This is a genomic window from Xenorhabdus koppenhoeferi (assembly GCF_900116635.1).
Lineage (GTDB): Bacteria > Pseudomonadota > Gammaproteobacteria > Enterobacterales > Enterobacteriaceae > Xenorhabdus > Xenorhabdus koppenhoeferi.
In genome coordinates this window covers 28,737-43,832 of sequence record NZ_FPBJ01000016.1, presented here as the reverse complement: position 1 = coordinate 43,832, position 15,096 = coordinate 28,737, and the positions used below count along the sequence as shown (strand labels likewise).

At 43.0% G+C, this 15,096-nt stretch carries 14 protein-coding genes, 2 tRNA genes and 2 pseudogenes; 11 read left to right on the top strand and 7 right to left on the bottom strand.

The genetic code is table 11. The annotated features are described in order from the left end of the window. Positions 1–124: 124 nt before the first annotated feature. From rhlE to BM329_RS07045, 3 genes and pseudogenes are all read left to right on the top strand, one after another. Positions 125–1,561, top strand: a complete 1,437-nt coding sequence (gene rhlE, locus BM329_RS07055) for an ATP-dependent RNA helicase RhlE (RefSeq protein ID WP_092550856.1) — start codon at positions 125–127, stop codon at positions 1,559–1,561. Between the two features lie 3 nt (positions 1,562–1,564). Beyond that, positions 1,565–2,041, top strand: a pseudogene (locus BM329_RS07050) (tRNA-dihydrouridine synthase); the annotation flags it as partial. A 116-nt stretch (positions 2,042–2,157) separates the two neighbouring features. Continuing rightward, complete coding sequence (locus BM329_RS07045; protein ID WP_092550853.1) at positions 2,158–2,409, top strand: GlsB/YeaQ/YmgE family stress response membrane protein; 252 nt, start codon at positions 2,158–2,160, stop codon at positions 2,407–2,409. A 113-nt stretch (positions 2,410–2,522) separates the two neighbouring features. On the opposite strand, the gene sseA is transcribed toward BM329_RS07045, so the two are convergent. Together sseA and BM329_RS14690 are read right to left on the bottom strand one after the other, a co-directional pair. Then, complete coding sequence (sseA, locus tag BM329_RS07040) at positions 2,523–3,362, bottom strand: 3-mercaptopyruvate sulfurtransferase (RefSeq protein WP_092550850.1); 840 nt, start codon at positions 3,360–3,362, stop codon at positions 2,523–2,525. 102 nt (positions 3,363–3,464) lie between these two features. Then, on the bottom strand, positions 3,465–3,620 hold the full coding sequence (locus tag BM329_RS14690; RefSeq protein WP_177216207.1) for a hypothetical protein: 156 nt from the start codon (positions 3,618–3,620) through the stop codon (positions 3,465–3,467). Positions 3,621–3,858: 238 nt separating this feature from the next. On the opposite strand from BM329_RS14690, the gene dinG reads away from it, so the two are divergent. Then, positions 3,859–6,006, top strand: coding sequence for an ATP-dependent DNA helicase DinG (dinG, locus tag BM329_RS07035; RefSeq protein WP_092550847.1), 2,148 nt, complete (start codon positions 3,859–3,861; stop codon positions 6,004–6,006). 54 nt (positions 6,007–6,060) lie between these two features. On the opposite strand, the gene BM329_RS07030 is transcribed toward dinG, so the two are convergent. From BM329_RS07030 to rhtA, 3 genes are all read right to left on the bottom strand, one after another. Beyond that, a complete protein-coding gene (locus BM329_RS07030; protein WP_092550844.1) occupies positions 6,061–6,282 on the bottom strand; it encodes an alkylphosphonate utilization protein in 222 nt (73 codons plus the stop codon). 194 nt (positions 6,283–6,476) lie between these two features. Beyond that, a complete protein-coding gene (gene dps / locus BM329_RS07025; protein ID WP_092550841.1) occupies positions 6,477–6,980 on the bottom strand; it encodes a DNA starvation/stationary phase protection protein Dps in 504 nt (167 codons plus the stop codon). A gap of 184 nt (positions 6,981–7,164) precedes the next feature. After that, on the bottom strand, positions 7,165–8,061 hold the full coding sequence (gene rhtA / locus BM329_RS07020; RefSeq protein ID WP_092550838.1) for a threonine/homoserine exporter RhtA: 897 nt from the start codon (positions 8,059–8,061) through the stop codon (positions 7,165–7,167). A 195-nt stretch (positions 8,062–8,256) separates the two neighbouring features. Between rhtA and BM329_RS07015 the strand changes: the two genes are divergently transcribed. Then, positions 8,257–9,852 carry an ABC-F family ATPase gene (locus BM329_RS07015; RefSeq protein WP_092550835.1) on the top strand — a complete coding sequence of 532 codons (1,596 nt, stop codon included), beginning with the start codon at positions 8,257–8,259 and terminating at the stop codon, positions 9,850–9,852. A 42-nt stretch (positions 9,853–9,894) separates the two neighbouring features. On the opposite strand, the gene moeB is transcribed toward BM329_RS07015, so the two are convergent. Continuing rightward, entirely contained in the window at positions 9,895–10,650 is a 756-nt protein-coding gene (gene moeB, locus BM329_RS07010) for a molybdopterin-synthase adenylyltransferase MoeB (RefSeq protein ID WP_092550832.1), read from the bottom strand. 8 nt (positions 10,651–10,658) lie between these two features. After that, entirely contained in the window at positions 10,659–11,900 is a 1,242-nt protein-coding gene (gene moeA, locus BM329_RS07005; RefSeq protein WP_092550829.1) for a molybdopterin molybdotransferase MoeA, read from the bottom strand. Between moeA and BM329_RS15295 the strand changes: the two genes are divergently transcribed. The 6 genes and pseudogenes from BM329_RS15295 (at position 11,899) to BM329_RS06970 (ending at position 15,054) form a co-directional block, all read left to right on the top strand. Further along, positions 11,899–12,093, top strand: a complete 195-nt coding sequence (locus BM329_RS15295) for a hypothetical protein (protein ID WP_422643786.1) — start codon at positions 11,899–11,901, stop codon at positions 12,091–12,093. The two genes, moeA and BM329_RS15295, sit on opposite strands and share 2 nt — an antisense overlap. Positions 12,094–12,381: 288 nt before the next feature. Next, positions 12,382–13,194 carry a glucosamine-6-phosphate deaminase gene (gene nagB, locus BM329_RS06995; protein ID WP_092550826.1) on the top strand — a complete coding sequence of 271 codons (813 nt, stop codon included), beginning with the start codon at positions 12,382–12,384 and terminating at the stop codon, positions 13,192–13,194. A gap of 22 nt (positions 13,195–13,216) precedes the next feature. Continuing rightward, the gene (gene nagA, locus BM329_RS06990) at positions 13,217–14,374 is read left to right on the top strand and encodes an N-acetylglucosamine-6-phosphate deacetylase (protein WP_092550823.1); all 1,158 of its coding nucleotides are present in this window, start codon (positions 13,217–13,219) and stop codon (positions 14,372–14,374) included. A gap of 12 nt (positions 14,375–14,386) precedes the next feature. Further along, a pseudogene (locus tag BM329_RS06985) lies at positions 14,387–14,581 on the top strand (MarR family transcriptional regulator); the annotation flags it as partial. Between the two features lie 306 nt (positions 14,582–14,887). Further along, positions 14,888–14,964: transfer RNA gene (locus tag BM329_RS06975), tRNA-Met, on the top strand. 5 nt (positions 14,965–14,969) lie between these two features. After that, positions 14,970–15,054, top strand: a tRNA-Leu gene (locus BM329_RS06970). Positions 15,055–15,096 lie beyond the last annotated feature (42 nt).

The window sequence follows — 15,096 nt, the reverse complement described above, 5'->3', positions numbered from 1 at the left end:
ATGCTGCACTTAGGTGCATGGCAGTTTGTGTTATTTCTTTGCGTTTTATCGCGTCTATTTTCTTCCCATAAAACTGCCCCTGAATTGATGTCAGGAATGGTGAAGTCTGGAGTATTTCTTATTTATGAATTTTGAGTCACTCGGCTTGAAGGCTGATATTTTGCGTGCTGTTGAAGAACAAGGCTACGCGGAACCTACCCCTATTCAGCAACAGGCTATTCCTGTTGTACTTTCCGGTAAAGATCTTCTGGCTAGCGCCCAGACAGGAACGGGAAAAACAGCAGGGTTTACTTTACCTATTTTGCAGCGCTTAAGTGAATCTCCCACTCAGGGAAAAGGTCGTCGTCCGATCAGGGCGTTGATTTTGACACCAACTCGGGAGCTGGCGGCTCAGGTGGGTGAAAATGTACGTAATTACAGCAAATATCTCAGTTTGCGTTCATTTGTCGTGTTTGGTGGCGTCAGCATCAATCCACAAATGATGAAATTGCGTGGTGGTGTCGATATTCTGGTGGCAACACCGGGGCGCTTGCTGGATTTAGAACACCAAAATGCGGTGGATCTCTCACGCGTTGAAATTCTGATTCTGGATGAAGCTGACCGTATGCTGGATATGGGCTTTATTCATGATATCCGTCGAGTATTGAGCAAACTACCCGCAAAACGCCAGAATCTACTGTTTTCTGCAACGTTTTCTGATGAGATTAAAAATCTGGCCAATAAATTGCTGCATAGTCCGGTGAGTGTAGAAGTGGCACGCCGTAACTCAGCATCTGAGCAGATTGAACAATCAATCCACTTTGTAGACAAAAAACGCAAGAGTGAATTGCTTTCTTATATGATAGGCAATCAGAATTGGCAGCAGGTACTGGTATTCACCCGCACCAAACATGGGGCCAACCGACTGGCGGAACAACTGAATAAAGATGGTGTGACTGCGGCTGCGATCCACGGCAATAAAAGTCAGGGTGCAAGAACGCGCGCACTGGCTGATTTCAAAACCGGACAAATTCGTGTGTTGGTAGCAACGGATATCGCTGCACGTGGGTTGGATATCGATCAATTGCCGCATGTGATCAACTATGAACTGCCAAACGTCGCAGAAGATTATGTTCACCGCATTGGGCGTACTGGCCGTGCGGATGCAACTGGCCAGGCAATATCGTTGGTGTGCGTAGATGAACACAAACTCCTGAGAGATATTGAGCGGTTATTAAAGCGGGAAATTCCACGTATTGCCATTTCGGGGTATGAACCTGATCCTTCCATTAAGGCGGAGCCTATTCAGAACGGACGCAATTCTCGTGGCAGTGACTCCCGTAACAGCAGTTCACGTGGTAGCCGTTCTCATGGAAACAGTCCCTGGGGCAGCGATCCTCGCGGTAACGATTCACGTAGTGAACAACCTCGAAGCCAAAGTAGCAATGGTAAGCAAGGTTATTCCAAACAAGATAATGTGAAGCAAAATGGTGAGCGTCCACGCAATCAAGATAAATTTTCTCGTCAACGTCGCCAGAGAACCACAATCAAAGTGCCACGAGTGATAGCTTCGGGAGAGTAATCCATACGCGTTTTGCTGGCTCCGATGGAAGGTGTTTTGGATTCATTGGTCAGGGAGTTGTTGAGTGAGATCAAAGAGTACGATCTCTGTATTACAGAATTCCTGCGCGTGGTTGATAGCTTACTGCCGGTAAAATCGTTTTATCGGTTGTGCCCTGAATTGCATAACCAGAGCCGGACTCCATCGGGAACAGCGGTTAGAGCGGTTAAACTGGGATCCTGGGGTGTTGATTTAAATTGTTGCTGTCCCTCCAAAACTGTGAATGGCAGTGGTGGTGGGGCATCATTACTGAAAAATCCCGACCTTATCTATCGTGGTGCCAAAACCATGCGTGAAGCTGTGCCTGCCGGCTTTCCAGTGACGGTAAAAGTCCGTATGGGCTGGGATTCTGGCGGGTGTCAGTTTGAGATTGCGGATGTTGTCCAGCAGGCTGGAGCAACAGAACTGGTTATGCATGGTCGAACAAATATTTCTAATTACTTGTGAGTGTGTTTCCTTTTGTGATTTGCAATTCTTTATGCCAAAGTCTTAAATTAAGGCGTAGAAACTTAATTGAATTCGTAATCAAATAATCTAATTAATTCTGGAGGTTGTATATGGGTATATTATCTTGGATTATCTTTGGCTTGATTGCCGGGATCCTTGCTAAGTGGATTATGCCGGGAAATAATAGCAGCGGTATCATTATGACAGTGATTTTAGCTATTGTGGGTGCTGTTGTTGGCGGGTATATCAGCACGTTCTTTGGAATGGGAAAAGTTGATGGTTTTAATTTCGGAAGTTTTATCATTGCTGTTGTGGGAGCGATAATTTTCTTATTTGTATACCATAAAATTTCCAATCAGTAATTTTTTATAAAACGGTTTTGTAAAGTGGTTTATGAGTTTCATCATGAATATGATTAATAAAAAAAAGGGCATATTATTCAAATGCCCTTTGTGATTATTTATTTTCCTAATATTTATTTTCCTAACGGAAGTGAGTCATCCGCTCCCCATTCAGCCCAAGAGCCATCATATAATTTCACTTCTTTGTGACCAATCATATCAAGACTCAATACTAAAACGGCGGCTGTCATGCCAGAGCCACAACTGGTAATAATCGGCTGGTCTAAATTAACGCCTTGTTTTCGGAATATCGCCGTAATTTCTTCTACTGACTTATAAAGTCCATTATCAATCAAGGCTGTCCACGGAACATTTTTAGCGCCGGGGAGATGCCCCATTCTCAAGCCTGGGCGGGGTTCAGGTACTTTTGCTTGAAAGCGGTCTTCTGCTCTGGCATCAATAAACTGTACTGGCACATTGTTATGGAGAGCAACAAGGATCTGCGCCTGAGAACAGACTTTTTCAGGAGTAAACTGTACATTGAAAACTTCGGGTGAACGGGCAACTTTTCCCGATTCGGTTGGATAACCAGACTGCTGCCAGCCTTGTAATCCCCCCTCAAGAATACGGATATGATGGGCACCAAAGATTTTGAATGTCCACCATGCTCGTGGGGCGGAGAACATATTTCCTTGATCGTAAATCACCACCAGATGATTTTCACTGATACCCATTTTGTTGACCGCTTGACGGAAAATTTCCGGTTCCGGCAGCATGTGTGGCAGGTTGGTCTGTAGATTGGCAACTTTATCAAGGTCAAAAAACTGAGCACCCGGAATGTGTTCCTCCAACCAGAGCTGGTAGTAATCAATGGATTGGGTGGGCATTGGGGCACTAGCATCAACGATAACGACATTCTCATCATGGAGATGCTCGTTTAACCATTGTGGGCTGACAAAATATTCGTTTTTCATGAGATTATTCACCTGATGTCATAATACCGTATGGTGCAAGGCGATACGTTATTAACACTAGATATGTTGTAATATCTAGTGTTGTGCTAAAACCAGATGTATTTATTGTTGCCCTGTCGGGATATTTTCCTGCTGGCTCTGTTGCGGCTCTTCTGTTGGGGTGGTTGAGCGTGTGTACATATTCAATCCTGCCAGAAAGACACCGCCAATAGAGCCGATAGAAAATAATATGATGATAATGAGCAGGATTTTTTTCATCTTTGTATCCAGTAAGATTTTAATAAAAATTTTTGATAAAGAGTGTTATCAGCCATAAAAAGCCAAAAGATAGAAAGTCAAAAGTATATCGGCTTATACAATCCAGACAAGCAATAACCAATTTTCCTGTATTGATAATAAAGAAGCTGGAAACTGTTTCCCAGTAATGAGCATATAAAGCTGATTTGATATCAACTCTATGGGAGAATAGCCCTCCAATTTTTAAGCAGCAAAACTCATGGCACTTTCCAGTTCAATAAAAAATCAGATTAGCCAATGGTATAAGGCATTATCCACCCATATTGATGGTTTCATTCCGCGTGCTCCGCAACGTCAGATGATTGCAGAGGTTGCAAAAACGCTGGCGGATGAAGAAGGACGGCATTTAGTGATAGAAGCACCTACGGGAGTAGGAAAAACTTTGTCATATCTGATCCCAGGCATTGCTGTCAGTAGAGCAGAGCAGAAGCCGTTGATAGTCAGTACGGCGAATGTTGCGTTGCAAGATCAAATCTATAGCAAGGACCTGCCTTTATTGCACAAGATCATTCCTGACCTGAAATTCACCGGTGCTTTTGGCCGCTCACGTTATGTCTGTCCACGTAATCTGGAGGCAATTTGTGCCGCAGAAGGCGAACAAATTGATCTAATGTTTCTGGTGGAAGACCGGACTGATATCACTAACAGTGAAGAACGGGAATTGTGTCGTCGGTTGCGCAGTGAATACACGACATTTGCATGGGACGGTTTGCGTGATCACCATCAACTGGCATTGTCGGATTCACTGTGGGCAAAAATCAGTACAGATAAGATGAACTGTCTGGCTCGGAATTGCCAGTTTTATCATCGCTGCCCATTTTTTCTCGCTCGTCGGGAAATTGAAGATGCGGATGTCGTTGTTGCCAACCACTCTTTGGTGATGGCTGCACTGGAAAGTGAATCTGTTTTACCGGAGGCAAAAAATCTGCTGCTGGTATTAGATGAAGGGCACCATATACCGGATGTAGCCAGAGATTCGCTGGAAGTTGAAGGAGAAATTACGTTATTCCAGCTAAATGGGCAGTTAGATACATTTGTCCGTCATGTGGAGCAATATCTGGTTCAATTTCGTCCGGTAAAACCACCTGCATTGGCAAATATTCCTCGGTTGAAAACTCATTGTGAAAGAATTAGCGAATGCTTTAAAGAATTGGCAGCCATTACACAAGCTTTATTGCCTGAGCGGGGCGAAGCAGAAGAATACTTATTCGAACTGGGAAAATTACCGGATAGTTTACTGTTATGTTGCCAGCAATTATTTAAGCTCACTGATGGATTACGTAGCTTAGCAGAAGCAATTTTAAATGATTTAACGGATCAGACGGCGAAGCAAGATCTTGTCCGATTGCATCGCACGATTTTACAAACCAGCCGAACATTGGGCTATTTTGAGAATATGGCAAAATTGTGGCGTTTGGCTTCGCAGGAAGAATCTTCCCATGCGCCGATATCCAAATGGTTGACGCGTCGCTATGAAAAAAATCAGTCGCACCTTTATTTTCACTGTGCCGGGATTCGGGTCAGTGAACAATTAACCCATCTATTATGGCACAATATTCCTCATGTTGTGGTGACATCCGCAACATTGCGTTCGTTAAATAGCTTCTCTCGTATTCAGGAACTGACGGGTTTAAGTGAAAACCATGATGATCGTTTCGTGGCTTTGTCATCGCCTTTCGAACATGTACGGCAGGGGCGTTTGCTAATTCCGCAAATGACACAGGAACCGACAATCCAGAATGAAATGCTACACCTTGAGGAAATGGCGCGTTTTTTCCGTTCTCAGGTGATAGAAGGGAAACATCGGGGAATGTTGATACTATTTAGCAGCCAGCGTGCAATGGAAGGATTTCTGACTTTCGTGCCCGACTTACGTTTGATGTTATTGGTACAGGGCGATCAACCTCGTTATCGATTGGTAGAAACTCATTGCAGACGTATTGATGAAGGACAAGCCAGCGTTTTGATTGGATTGCAGTCATTCGCCGAAGGGTTGGATTTAAAAGGTGATTATCTTTCACAAGTACATATCCATAAAATTGCATTTCCGCCTGTGGCCAACCCTGTCATTATCACCGAAAGCGAATGGCTGAAATCTTTGAAACGCTATCCGTTCGAAGTACAAAGTTTGCCAAGTGCTTCTTTTAGCCTGATTCAACAGGTAGGAAGATTGATCCGCAGTCATGAATGCTATGGTGATGTGGTGATTTATGACAATCGATTATTGACCAAACGGTATGGGCCACGTTTATTGGGTTCTTTACCTGTATTTCCAATTGAACGACCTGAGATACCATCGTTAAAGGAATTGGAAGTAATGAAAAAGGATAAGAAAAAGGATAAATAGTATAAAAGTTAATATTATTTATCCTTTAAGCAAAAACGGATGTATAACTGTTATTTATCCTACTTTTTTCAGGAAACAGGTTTTCAGTACTAACCCTTTGATTTTATCTGCATTACACTCAATTTCATCTTCGCGATTAGTCAGTCGGATGTTTTTGATCAGGGTGCCACGTTTCAACGTCTTAGAAGTCCCTTTGACTTTCAGATCCTTGATTACCTGAACTGAATCACCGTCATTCAACAGAGTGCCGTTAGAATCTTTGACTTCGATATCCATCGTATAGAATCCTTATGTTTATTTTTAAATAAAACAGGGATTATAGAGAGAAAAATGATTTTTTTAAAGTTTAGTCTTGTTTGTTAGATCATAACTTCCATTTCTTAATTTTTTCTGTATTTGATGATATTCCTCAATGCAAAAAAGGTCACAAATGTGACCTTAATTTTTTGAAAAATAATGTTTTTATTTTATTACTCAATATTTGCTTCGATAAACCATAAAATTTTATCGAGATCACGGGATGCAGCAGTAAACATATCCGCAGTGTCTTCATCTTCAGCATCAATAATTGCCTGACGGATATCATTGGCAACGATGGCGTAGCTATCTGCCAGTGCTTTCAGGTGATCCTGCACATTATGGATATCTGTTGGGTAGCTTTTCAGCGTTGTGTGTTTACTTACTTCCTGAACGGTTCCCAAAGCTGTACCACCGAGTTGAGCTGTACGTTCGGCGAATGTATCAAGGTGCTCCACGAGAGCGCTGCGAAAAGTATCCAGCATTTCATGAATAGAAATGAAATTTCGGCCTCGTATGTTCCAGTGGGCTTGTTTAGTCAGCATTGACAGATCGATAAATTGAGCCAACATATGATTCAGGGCAGTAATTGATCTCTTTTTAATTCCGTTATCAATATTATTGCGTGTATAAATCAGAGCAGAAGGCTGGGTTCTGATTAATTTTGCAGTAGTCATAATAATGTCCTCTTAATTCCAAGTAATGAATTATCCCATCAGATGGAATAAATTTAGTAGACAATTTATCAAAAGTCACATCGCTTGTTGCTATTGCATTGATAGCCAATAAAAACGAAAAAACCGGAGAATGTTGAATTTCTCCGGATTAGGTAATATTAATCAATGTATTGTGGAAAATTAACTATTCAATTTCAATTTTTTCGATTTTAGTTTTTCGCTTAATGCTAAAGGTTGAACCTATAGAAGCACATATAATGCAGAAAAGCGCAATCCACTGGGTCGTGGTCAAATTCTCATTAAGGAAGATAATGCCCGATAATGCGCCCAATGCAGGTTCAAGGCTCATTAATGTCCCAAACGTTTTGACAGGTAAACGGGTAAGGGCAATCATTTCCAGTGTGTAAGGAAAGGCTGTTGATAAAATCGCTATCCCGAGTGCGATAGGTAGTAGTGAAATATCAAACAGTATTTCGGGGCCAGTCTGTATCAATCCGACCGGGAAGAAAATTAAGGCAGCGATTAGTGAACCAATAGAAGCTGTTGCCGCGCCATAGCCTGCTCCAGCACGTTGCCCGAAGATAATATAAAGTGCCCAGAAAACACCAGCCCCGAGTGCATATAAAATACCAATGGGATCAAGTGCACTGACACTATCTCCTATAGGTAATAAAAATCCTAGTCCAGCAATGACCAAGGCTATCCAGAGAAAATCCAATGGACGTCTGGAGGAGAACATTGCCACAGCCAAAGGCCCTGTGAACTCAAGTGCGACAGCAACACCAAGGGGAATACGGGAAAGTGCCATATAAAACAGGTAATTCATCGCCCCGAGTGAGATGCCATAGGCAAAAAGGGGGATCAGAGAATTTCGCTGAAATTTCAGACGCCACGGTTTGAAAATCAGAAATAGAATAATCGTTCCTAATGCAAGTCTCAGTGCTGTTACTCCAGGAGCACCAATGACATGAAATACTGTTTTAGCCAGTGAAGCCCCGGCCTGAATAGATGTCATTGACAGTAACAATAAAATCACAGGAAGCAGTGGAAAAGATGCTGCCCGATGTTCGGAAAGAGACATTTACAGAAAACCTCAGTTACAACGTATTATTTAAGAAGAATCATCTTCGCAGTGAAAGAGAGATAACTCAACTCTGTTATCAATTGAATAGGCATTAAGGGAGCGATTACGGTGAAAAATCCTTACTTTTTTCTTGTTATGTCATAATATGCGGCTATCGTTTTTTAACTTCCTTTTATTTTAAGAGCAAAAGTTGTGTTAAGTACAAACAATATCACTATGCAGTTTGGCAGCAAGCCATTGTTTGAAAACATCTCTGTTAAATTCGGCAACGGCAACCGTTATGGCCTGATTGGGGCGAATGGGGCTGGTAAATCTACTTTCATGAAAATTCTGGGCGGCGATTTAACGCCTACTTCTGGTAATGTCAGCCTTGATCCGAATGAACGCTTGGGTAAATTGCGTCAGGATCAGTTTGCTTTCGAAGAATATACTGTTATGGACACCGTTATTATGGGGTATACAGAACTGTGGAAAGTCAAGCAGGAACGTGACCGCATTTATGCTATAGCAGAAATGAGCGAAGAAGATGGCTATCGTGTGGCCGATCTGGAAGTCGCTTATGGTGAAATGGATGGTTACAGTGCCGAAGCTCGTGCCGGTGAATTACTGATGGGCGTGGGTATTCCTGTAGAACAACACTATGGTTTGATGAGTGCCGTGGCTCCGGGTTGGAAATTGCGTGTATTGTTGGCACAGGCGCTGTTTTCTAACCCTGACGTTCTGCTGCTCGATGAGCCAACCAACAACTTGGATATTGATACTATCCGTTGGTTGGAACAAGTGCTCAATGACCGTAATAGCACCATGATCATTATTTCCCATGACCGCCATTTCCTGAATACTGTATGTACTCATATGGCTGATTTGGATTATGGCGAACTGCATCTGTTCCCTGGCAACTATGATGAATACATGGTGGCAGCAACACAGGCGCGTGAACGTCTGATGGCAGATAATGCGAAGAAAAAAGCACAGATTGCTGAATTACAATCATTTGTTAGCCGTTTTAGCGCTAATGCTTCTAAATCCAAACAGGCGACTTCCCGCGCCCGTCAGATTGATAAGATCCAGCTAGCGGAAGTAAAGGCTTCCAGCCGTCAGAACCCTTATATCCGCTTTGAGCAGGATAAAAAACTGTTCCGTAATGCATTGGAATTGGAAAGTTTGACTAAGGGTTACGATAACGGGCCACTATTCAAAAATCTGAATTTACTGATGGAAGTCGGTGAGAAGATGGCGGTAATTGGTGAAAATGGTATCGGTAAAACGACATTCCTGAAAACTCTGATTGGTGAAGAAAATCCAAATAGTGGCACGGTTAAATGGTCTGAAAATAGTTCGATTGGTTACTATGCACAGGATCATGCCAGTGATTTTGATTGTGATATGACGGTCTTTGAGTGGATGGGCCAGTGGAGGCGCGAAGGGGATGATGAGCAGGCAGTACGCAGCATTCTCGGTCGCTTGCTGTTCAGTCAGGATGATATCAAAAAGAAAGTAGGTGTGCTTTCTGGTGGTGAACAAGGCCGGATGCTGTTTGGTAAGCTGATGATGCAAAATCCAAATATTTTGGTGATGGATGAACCAACCAACCACTTGGATATGGAATCTATCGAATCTTTGAACCTTGCGCTGGAACTCTATCAAGGAACGCTGGTTTTCGTCTCCCATGACCGCGCATTTGTAAGCTCACTGGCCAGCCGTATTCTGGAAATTAAATCCGATAAGATTATTGATTTTAAAGGTACTTATGATGAGTATCTCGGAAGTCAGAGTATTGTTCAGTAATTTTGCCTGATGGTTATGGCCCCGATGATTTTCGGGGCTATGTCAATGACCCTGACAAACTTCACACTGAGGATCTTTAGGCAATTTTATCTCACGAAATTGCATCGTCATGGCATCAAACAGTAATACTTTTCCATGACAGCTTTTTCCATATTGAGTCAGCAGCTTAATTGCCTCCATTGCCTGTAAGGAGCCGATGGTTCCTACCAGTGGAGCCATAACGCCAGTTTCAACACAGGTCAGGCTGTTTTCACCAAATAATCGGCTCAGGCAGCGATAACAAGGTTCTTCCGGTTGATAAGTAAAGACGGAAAGTTGGCCTTCCATACGAATGGCTGCGCCGGAAACCAACGATATTTTGCGCCCGTGGCACAGGCGATTGAGTTGCTCACGAATAGCAACGTTATCGGTGCAATCAAGTACAATTTCGTGTTGACTGATTAACTCATCTAACGCCGGATCATCCAATAATCCTTCAATGGGATTGAGAGTGATATGTGGATTGATCTCCCGCAAGGTCAATGCCGCAGAATGCACTTTGGGCATACCAATGCGTTCATCGCGATGAAGAATTTGCCTTTGCAGATTGGAAAGGGAAACCGTATCAAAATCCAACAGGGTGATTGTTCCTGCGCCAGCCGCAGTAAGATATTGGGAAGCCGCGCAACCGAGGCCTCCCGCACCAACTATCAGCACTTTGGCAGATTTCAATCTCTCCTGCCCGTCGAAATCAAAACCACGTAAGACAATTTGTCGGTTATAACGTAAGATTTCTTCATCGGTCAGTTCGATAGTCATTTTTTATCTTATTGATTTTTTAGCAGATGGTTGAAAAATTCAATGTGTACTGTTTCGCCGGCAGCAACGTGCTCACGTTCCCGTTCCAAGACGATAAAACAGTTGCCAAGGCTATATGAACTAAAGATATGGGAACCTTGATGTCCTGTAGTTTGTACTTCTAATTCGCCATTTTCATTGATGCCAGCAATACCGCGTTGGAAATCCAATCTTCCGGGGGATTTTTTCAGTGGTATTATTGTCTTGGCTGTGAGGCGCATCGGTGATTGCCATGTGGTAAAACCGGATAAACGGGCAATCAGCGGTTGTACCAGCTGGTAAAACGTTAGCACAGCAGAGACAGGGTTGCCCGGCAAACCACAGAACCACGTATTTTCCAGCTTGCCAAATGCGAAAGGCTTACCGGGTTTTATGGCAAGTTTCCAGAAGCTGACTTTTCCGACTTCATCTAAAATTTGTTTGGTGTAATCCGCTTCACCCACGGAAACTCCGCCGCTGCTGATCACTAGATCTGCTTGTTTATCCGCTTCGATAAAGGCCTGGCGCAATGTATCAGGATTATCGCGGATCACACCCAGATCAATAACTTCACAGTCTAGTTTTGCCAACATCAGGCGAATGGCAAATCGATTGGTATCGTAAATCTGGCCTGTCTGCAATGGTTCTCCGATGGCTTGTAATTCATCACCGGTAGAGAAAGTGGCAACTTTCAGCTTACGGATCACTTCCACTTTTGCAATACCCAGTGAAGCAATCAGCGGTAATTGCGCAGTGGAGAGTCTGATGCCTTTGGGAAATACGATTGCATTTTGAGTGATATCTTCCCCAATGGTGCGAATGTTTTGTCCCTGTTTTACCGGATGAGTGAACCGAATACCCGTTTCAGTGACCTCAGCCTGTTCCTGCATCACTACGGAATCAGCACCAGAGGGAATAGGGGCACCAGTCATAATGCGAATGCAGCTACCAGTCGGCCATTCTCCCTGAAACGGCACACCAGCCAGCGCCTTGCCTGCCACTGGCAAGGTTTGGTTTTCATTAAAATCCGCAAGACGAATGGCGTAACCATCCATTGCTGAGTTATCAAATGGGGGAACGTTGATGGGGGAAATGATATCGGTGGCGGTAATGCGACCAGCAGATTCGGTCAGATTAATGGTTTCTGTGGAAGTCAGGGGGACGGTTTGTGCCAATAATTTTTCTAGTGCCTGTTCAAGTGAAATTAAGCCTGAGGTATGACAGTGGTCCATGAGGAACTCCCTATTAATTACCATGAGCAATATCATACCGTTCTTTGAAGGCGCCCGCGATATCACAGGTGGTCATTCCTCTGGCGTACAAGGCCAGTATCTGACTGACCATGCCAGTAATCCGCGTTTGATTTTTCCTGACCATTTAGGGTTCATTTTTCTCTTCCATCTTTTCACCTGTTTTAGTTGGTAAATTAAACATACCAAAAACAGGCAATTACACAAATTCAGGTACAGGGTCGGGTAAGAAAAAAGGTTATGTATTAAATAGTTAGTTGCTATGATATGCTTCCGGCTTTTTAAGGATGAAGCATGGCCAAAGTTGACGACTATTGCCGTTTCTATTGCCGTTATTGCCACTTCAGCTTATCTGCGAAATTTACCCTACAGCTATCGCACATGACATTGATATCTCGGATATCGCGTATATCGTGCATAGCCCTCATAATTAAATTAATGAATAAATTTTTAAGAGGTAATCATGAGGCTTATTCCCCTAACTACGGCAAGTGATGTTGGTCGATGGTCTGCTCACTATATCGCATCTAAAATCAATGAATTTAATCCAACGGCAGAGCGCCCTTTTATACTGGGGCTACCCACGGGCAGTACACCACTGGCTACCTATAGGGAATTGATTTCTCTGTACCAGGCTGGAAAAGTGAGCTTCAAGCACGTTGTGACTTTTAATATGGATGAATATATCGGCCTGCCGGAAGATCACCCTCAAAGCTATCACTCGTTTATGCACCAAAATTTCTTTAGTCATATTGATATCCCAAAAGAAAATATCAATTTGTTAAACGGAAATGCGACAGATATTGATGTTGAATGCCAGCGTTATGAAAATAAGATCAAAGCATATGGCAAAATCCATTTATTCATGGGCGGTGTAGGTAATGATGGGCATATTGCCTTTAATGAACCTGCATCTTCTCTTTCTTCGCGCACACGCATCAAAACCCTGACTATTGAAACTCGAACAGCAAATTCCCGTTTCTTTGATAATGACGTAAAACAAGTTCCCAAATATGCTTTGACCGTTGGCGTAGGAACTCTGATGGATGCCGAAGAAATTATGATTCTGGCAACCGGAATAAATAAAGCACAAGCTCTGCAAGCCGCAATAGAAGGGCATATCAACCATATGTGGACAATCAGTTGTCTCCAAATGCATCCCAAATCACTTATTGTCTGTGATGAACCAGCAACCATGGAATTGAAGGTGAAAACAGTTAAGTATTTCCGTCAGTTAGAAGCTGACATTATCAATGAATTCGCCAGCCAGAACTGATTTCAGGAGTTAATAAACTAATATGTACGCATTAACCAACGGTATTATCTATACCGGATATGACAGGCTTGATAAGCATGCGGTTATCATTGCGGATGGTTTGATTAAGCAGGTTTGTCCAGTCAATGAGTTGCCAAAAAAGATTGAGAAGCACGATTTACATGGCGCGAACCTCGCTCCCGGATTTATTGATCTGCAAATCAACGGTTGTGGTGGTGTCCAATTTAATGAACGGTTGGAAGATATCTCCGAAGATACTCTGCATGTCATGCAGACAACCAACCAGCTCTACGGATGCACCAGTTTTCTTCCTACCCTTATTACCGGTCCCGATGAATTAATAATTAAAGCCATCGAAGTGATGCGCTCTTACATCAAAAATAACCCTAATCAGGCTTTAGGACTACATCTCGAAGGGCCTTATATTAATCCGGTCAAAAAAGGGACTCACAATCCTGCTTATATCAGCAAGCCAACACCAGAAATGGTGAACTACTTGTGTCTTAATGCTGATGTGATTACTAAGATCACTCTTGCCCCTGAAATGGTGGAAGACAAGTATATTCAACAATTAGTCGAAGCTGGTATTGTTGTTTCTGCGGGTCATTCCAATGCCACTTATGAAGAAGCACGCCATGGTTTCCAAAACGGCATTACTTTTTCTACCCACTTATATAATGCAATGCCTGCAATTTCCGGCCGTCAGCCCGGCCTAATCAGTGCCATTTATGATTCACCAGAAATCTATGCCGGCATTATCTGTGATGGAATGCATGTATCATGGCCAAATATCCGTAATTCCAAGAAATTGAAAAATGAAAAACTGATTTTGGTAACGGATGCTATCGTCCCTGCCGGACTCGCTTCTGACGCAATGGAGCAATTTACCTTTGCCAACAAAACAATATATTATCGAAATGGTTTATGTGTCGACGAAAATGGAACGCTAAGCGGCTCATCAATCACAATGATTGGTAGCATCAAAAATAGTGTTGAACACGTTGGTATTGCTTTAGATGAAACGTTGCGGATGGCGACGCTGTATCCTGCCCGAGCTATCGGTGTTGATAAACATTTCGGCACAATTGAATCTGGCAAGGTAGCGAATCTGACTGCATTTACTCACGATTTCAAAATCTGCAAGACCATTGTTAACGGAAATGAAATCAAACTATCGTGAGTATAAAAACTGATGGATAATGAGAATACACAGAAGCAAATCGGTAATATTGATCTGATTAAACAGCTAAATGGAGCGATGGTCTATCGAGTGATTGATCAGCATGGCCCCATATCACGTATTCAAATTGCAGAAAAAAGCCAGCTTGCTCCCGCCAGTGTAACCAAAATTACTCGTCATCTCTTGGAACGTGGCCTGATTAAAGAAGGGTTGACCCAGATGAAGGCATTATCCGTTATATGCCACATATCAAAGTGAATGACTGGCTAAATCACTGCTCTGCAATTGGAGCATTCGCACTCACGAAACGCGCCATGCTTAATGGTGTACTGTTGCAACATCTACTTGGAGAATAATTTCAACCAATTCTGTCGGCTTTGTCGGCAAAGTGATTGCAAGACAAACAAACAAACGATTTAGTGCATATTTCTTTAAAAAAGCAGTTGACGCATCTGTCTGATATACGCATAATGCGCCCCGCACAGCCGATGAAGGCAAAGCAAAAAAAAAGATGGCTACGTAGCTCAGCTGGTTAGAGCACAGCACTCATAATGCTGGGGTCACAGGTTCGATTCCCGTCGTAGCCACCATCTTTGCGGGAGTGGCGAAATTGGTAGACGCACCAGATTTAGGTTCTGGCGCCGCAAGGTGTGCGAGTTCAAGTCTCGCCTCCCGCACCATTCTCTTTATCGGGTTGTATTTAGAATTTACCATTCGTAACG

Excerpts from the sequence above, each read along its gene's own strand:
- rhlE (WP_092550856.1), top strand. The coding sequence starts at position 125 with ATGAATTTTGAGTCACTCGGCTTGAAGGCTGATATTTTGCGTGCTGTT.
- BM329_RS07045 (WP_092550853.1), top strand. The coding sequence starts at position 2,158 with ATGGGTATATTATCTTGGATTATCTTTGGCTTGATTGCCGGGATCCTT.
- sseA (WP_092550850.1), bottom strand. The coding sequence starts at position 3,362 with ATGAAAAACGAATATTTTGTCAGCCCACAATGGTTAAACGAGCATCTC.
- BM329_RS14690 (WP_177216207.1), bottom strand. The coding sequence starts at position 3,620 with ATGAAAAAAATCCTGCTCATTATCATCATATTATTTTCTATCGGCTCT.
- dinG (WP_092550847.1), top strand. The coding sequence starts at position 3,859 with ATGGCACTTTCCAGTTCAATAAAAAATCAGATTAGCCAATGGTATAAG.
- BM329_RS07030 (WP_092550844.1), bottom strand. The coding sequence starts at position 6,282 with ATGGATATCGAAGTCAAAGATTCTAACGGCACTCTGTTGAATGACGGT.
- dps (WP_092550841.1), bottom strand. The coding sequence starts at position 6,980 with ATGACTACTGCAAAATTAATCAGAACCCAGCCTTCTGCTCTGATTTAT.
- rhtA (WP_092550838.1), bottom strand. The coding sequence starts at position 8,061 with ATGTCTCTTTCCGAACATCGGGCAGCATCTTTTCCACTGCTTCCTGTG.
- moeB (WP_092550832.1), bottom strand. The coding sequence starts at position 10,650 with ATGACTATCGAACTGACCGATGAAGAAATCTTACGTTATAACCGACAA.
- BM329_RS15295 (WP_422643786.1), top strand. The coding sequence starts at position 11,899 with ATGAGGAACTCCCTATTAATTACCATGAGCAATATCATACCGTTCTTT.
- moeA (WP_092550829.1), bottom strand. The coding sequence starts at position 11,900 with ATGGACCACTGTCATACCTCAGGCTTAATTTCACTTGAACAGGCACTA.
- nagB (WP_092550826.1), top strand. The coding sequence starts at position 12,382 with ATGAGGCTTATTCCCCTAACTACGGCAAGTGATGTTGGTCGATGGTCT.
- nagA (WP_092550823.1), top strand. The coding sequence starts at position 13,217 with ATGTACGCATTAACCAACGGTATTATCTATACCGGATATGACAGGCTT.